Origin of the sequence: Streptomyces sp. MZ04 (assembly GCF_004684775.1) — a bacterium.
GTDB lineage: Bacteria > Actinomycetota > Actinomycetes > Streptomycetales > Streptomycetaceae > Streptomyces.
Genome location: NZ_SRIC01000457.1, coordinates 1 through 4100 on the forward strand (window position 1 = coordinate 1; position 4100 = coordinate 4100).

Sequence of the window (4100 nt, forward strand, 5' to 3'; positions counted from 1 at the left end):
CCCCCCACCGCATCCCCGAAGTCCCCGGCATCCACGCCTGGTTCACGCTGCGGGCCAAGGAGCAGGCCACCTGGCGGGAGCTCGCGTACACCGCGCTGTTCGCCCTCGTTCTCTGGCCGCTGGATCTGCTCGTCCTGGCCTGCACCGTCGGCGTCCCCGCCCTGCTCGTCGCGGCGCCCGCCCAACTCGCCCTCGACGGCGGCGAGATCCGCGCCGCCAAGCTCTGGCTGATCGGCGACTACCCGAGCGCCTTCGCCGCCGCCCTGCTCGGCCTTGCCCTGCTCGCCCCGCTCCTCTACCCCCTCGGCGGTTACGCCGCCGCCCGCGCCGCCCTCGCCCGCCTCCTCCTCGCACCCCGCGAGGCGGAGCTCAGCAGCAGGCTCGCCGAGGTGACCCGTTCGAGGGCCCGCCTGGTGGACGCCTTCGAGGCCGAACGGCGGCGTATAGAAAGGGACTTGCATGACGGGGCTCAGCAGCGGCTCGTCGCTCTCACCATGACCCTCGGCCTCGCCAGGCTCGATGCCACCCCCGGCAGCCCTCTCGCCGACCGGCTCGCCACCGCCCACGACGAGGCGGGCAACGTCCTCACGGAACTGCGCGAACTCATCCGCGGCATCCATCCCCAAGTCCTCGCCGACTACGGCCTCGCCGCCGCCATCGAGGACGCGTCCGACCGCTCCCCGGTCCCCGTGGACACCGACCTGGATCTGCCCCGCCTCCCCGAACCCGTCGAATCCGCCGGGTACTTCACCACCCGCGAGGCCCTCACCAACATCGCCCGCCACAGCGAAGCGCCCCGCGCGCACATCAGGGCGCGCCACGAGCAGGGCGTCCTGCGTATCGACGTACGCGATGAGGGCAAGGGTGGCGCGGACCCCGGTCGCGGCACGGGGCTCACCGGCCTCGCGGACCGGATCGCGGTGCTCGATGGCACACTGACGGTCACCAGTCCGCCCGGCGGGCCGACCGTACTGTCCATGGAGATCCCGTGCCGAGCCCAGCAGCCGCCAGCGCAAGCACCAGCAGCCGCCGACTGAAGATCGTCCTCGCGGAGGACAGCGTGCTGTTGCGCGAGGGCCTGATCGGACTGCTCACCCGCTTCGGCCACGAGGTCCCCGCCGCGCTCGGCGACGCCGATGCACTCCGCGCCGCCGTCGAGCGGCACGACCCGGACCTCGTCCTCACCGACGTACGCATGCCCCCCGGCTTCCAGGACGAGGGCCTGCGCGCCGCCGTCGCCCTGCGGGCCGAGCGGCCGAAGCTCCCGGTGCTCGTGCTCAGCCAGTACGTCCAGCGTTCGTACGCCGCCGAGCTCCTGGACACCGGCGACGGCACCGGCGTCGGCTATCTGCTCAAGGACCGGGTGGGCCAGGTCGAGCAGTTCGCCGAGGCGGTCGAGCGGGTCGCGGACGGCGGAACGGTCGTGGACCCGGAAGTCGTACGGCAGTTGCTGCGCCGCCGCCGAGACCCCCTGGAGCAGCTCACGCCGCGCGAGCGCGAGGTGCTCGGCCTGGTCGCCGAGGGCAGGTCGAACGCGGCGATCGCCGCCGAACTCGTCGTCAGCGAGGCGGCGGTGGGCAAACACATCGGCAACATCCTCGGCAAGCTGGACCTGCCGCCGGGGGAAGGAACGCACCGCAGGGTGCTTGCGGTACTGGCGTACTTGCGGGCGTAGTCCGACGGCACGACTGTCCAGACCACTGTCCAGATCCTTGCAGTGGCCACCGGCCTGGTCGATTACGATCCATAACCATGAGCACGTCAGACCAGATGAGGGCAGGCCTCACCCCGAGCCAGGCACGGCGCGTACGGATCGCCGCGGCCTCGGTGCTGATGGCCGCGGCGGCCGTGGTGCTCGCCGTGCGCCTGGCGAGCCGGTCGTCCGTCCTGGTCGTGGGGGTGTACGGGCTGCTGCTCGTCCTCTGCGGCCTGGTGATCGAACTCAGCAGGCGGGGCAGGACCCGGCTCGGCAGCTATCTGCTCGCCGTCGGCCTGGCGGCGGCGCTCGTCATGGACTGGGTGGTGCTTGCCTGACCGGCACCCGCTCGGCGGCCGGCGCCTCGCGGAGCCCGTACTGCTCGTGGACGCGTTTCAGCCGCGCCGGCGCCCACCAGGCGAGCCGCCCGAGCAGCGTCATCGTCGCCGGTACGAGGAACATCCGCACGACGGTGGCATCGATGAGCACCGCGAGCGTCAGACCGAGGCCGATCTGCAGGATCGGTGAGAACCCGCCGGTCATGAACCCGCAGAAGACGATGGCGAGCAGCAGCGCCGCACAGCTGACGACGCGCCCCGAGCGGCGCAGCCCCTCGACGACGGCGGCGCGGTCGTCACCCGTCTCGAGCCGGCTCTCCCGCATCCGGGACAGGATGAACAGCTCGTAGTCCATGGCGAGTCCGAACGCGATCGCGATGATCAGCGGCGGCGCGGTCAGGCTCAGCGCCCCGAGCCCCTCACCGCCGAGCAGCCCCGCCAGATGCCCGTCCTGGAACACCCACACCACGACGCCGAGCGCCGCGCCCAGGCTGAGCAGGGTGGTCAGGAGCGTACGCAGCGGAATGAGCAGCGACCCGGTGAAGGCGAAGAGCAGGGCGAACAGGCCGATCAGGACGGTGAGTACGGCCCAGGGCGCGCGCTCGGCGAGCATCGAGCGGAAGTCGACGAGGCTCGCGGCGTTCCCGGTGACCTCGACGGGATCGGCGCCGCGCAGATCCCGTATCTGCTCCACGAGCCGGGTGGCGGTGGCCCCGTCGACGGAACCGGCGGGGGTGAGCTCGAGAAAAACCGTCCCGTCGGAGAGCCGCTCGCTGTCGGCCGCGGCGATACCGGGCAGGGCCCGGATCGCGCCGTCGTAGCCGGGTTCCGCCCCCGGCCTGATGAGCACCTGCACCGGATCGGTGTCCGTCCCCGCCGGATAGTGCTCGCGCACGGTGTCGTACAACTCCCGCGCCTCGGTGCCCTTCGGCAGCTGCCGGGCGTCGCCGATGTTGATCCGCATGCCGAAGGCGGGCAGCGCGAGGACGGCCAGGACGGCGACGACGGCGGTGACGACGGCGAGGGGGCGGCGCGCGGAGAAACGGGCGATGCGGGCGAAGAAGGCACCGGGCGTGGCGGCCGGCTTCCCCTCCCTCTTCCTCGGCGCGATCTTGCCGCCGAACAGTGCGAGGAGCGCGGGCAGCAGGGTCAGCGCGGCCAGCATGTCGACGACGACCACCGCGCCGGCGGCAAGGCCCATGCTGCGCAGGAACGGGCTGGCGAACCAGATGAGACCGGAGAGGGTGATGGCGACGGTGAGCCCGGAGAAGAGGACGGTGCGTCCGGCGCGGGCGACGGTCGCGTGCACGGCCCGCGCCACGTCGTCCGTCGTCCCGCGCTCTTCGCGGAACCGCATCACCATCAACAGGGCGTAGTCGACGGCGAGTCCGAGCCCGAGCATGGTGACGATCTGGACGGCGTAGACGGATATCTCGGTGAACCGACTGAAGCCGTAGAGGGTCAGGAAAGCACCGGCGACACCGCTGACGGTCACGAGGAGCGGAAGTCCGGCGGCCCGTAGCCCGCCGAAGATGAGCAGCAGGACGATCAGCACTGCGGGCAGGGTGATCAACTCGGCCCGTGCCACGTCCTCTTGGGCCCGGCCGCCGAGTTGCTCGCCGAGCAGGGGGCCGCCGCTGACGGCGACATCGGCGGCGCTGATCTCACGGATCCGGTCGGCCGCGTCACCGACCGCCGCCTCCTCGGCGTCGTCGCCGAGCCCGCCCTTGAGGGTGACGGGGATGAGGACCGCCTTGCCGTCCTCGGCGAGGAGACCGCGGGTGGCGTAGGGGTCCGGCACCTGGGCGATGCCGGGTTGTTTCCGTACGTCGGCGATGGCGTCGGCGACTTGCGCGCGGACGTTCGTGGACTCGACGTCGGCTCCGGAGAGCACGGCATTGATGGAGTCCCCGTCCGGGGTGAGCCGGCCGAGCAGTTCGTCCGCGGTGACGGATTCGCTGCCGGGGACGTCCTCGACGGCCGAGGTGAGGTCACCGAAGACACGGGTGCCGAAGCCGAGGCCGAGGACGAGGAGCAGCAGCCAGGTGAGGATCACGGTGCGGGGG

At 72.0% G+C, this 4100-nt stretch carries 4 protein-coding genes; 3 read left to right on the forward strand and 1 reads right to left on the reverse strand.

Annotated features, from left to right (window positions below; all coding sequences use genetic code 11):
- The 3 genes from E2651_RS41690 to E2651_RS41700 form a co-directional block, all read left to right on the forward strand.
- Positions 1-1037, forward strand: a 1037-nt coding sequence (locus E2651_RS41690) for a histidine kinase (RefSeq protein WP_135336474.1), incomplete at its 5' end; no start/stop codon positions are given.
- Positions 989-1675, forward strand: coding sequence for a response regulator transcription factor (locus E2651_RS41695; protein WP_209446383.1), 687 nt, complete (start codon positions 989-991; stop codon positions 1673-1675). The genes E2651_RS41690 and E2651_RS41695, both read left to right, overlap by 49 nt.
- A gap of 77 nt (positions 1676-1752) precedes the next feature.
- A complete protein-coding gene (locus E2651_RS41700) occupies positions 1753-2034 on the forward strand; it encodes a hypothetical protein (protein WP_135336475.1) in 282 nt (93 codons plus the stop codon).
- On the opposite strand, the gene E2651_RS41705 is transcribed toward E2651_RS41700, so the two are convergent.
- Positions 2009-4100: MMPL family transporter (locus E2651_RS41705; protein ID WP_245239541.1), on the reverse strand; the 2092-nt coding region annotated here is incomplete at its 5' end. The two genes, E2651_RS41700 and E2651_RS41705, sit on opposite strands and share 26 nt — an antisense overlap.

Coding starts and splice junctions, on each gene's coding strand:
- E2651_RS41700 (WP_135336475.1), top strand. CDS start 1,753: ATGAGCACGTCAGACCAGATGAGGGCAGGCCTCACCCCGAGCCAGGCA.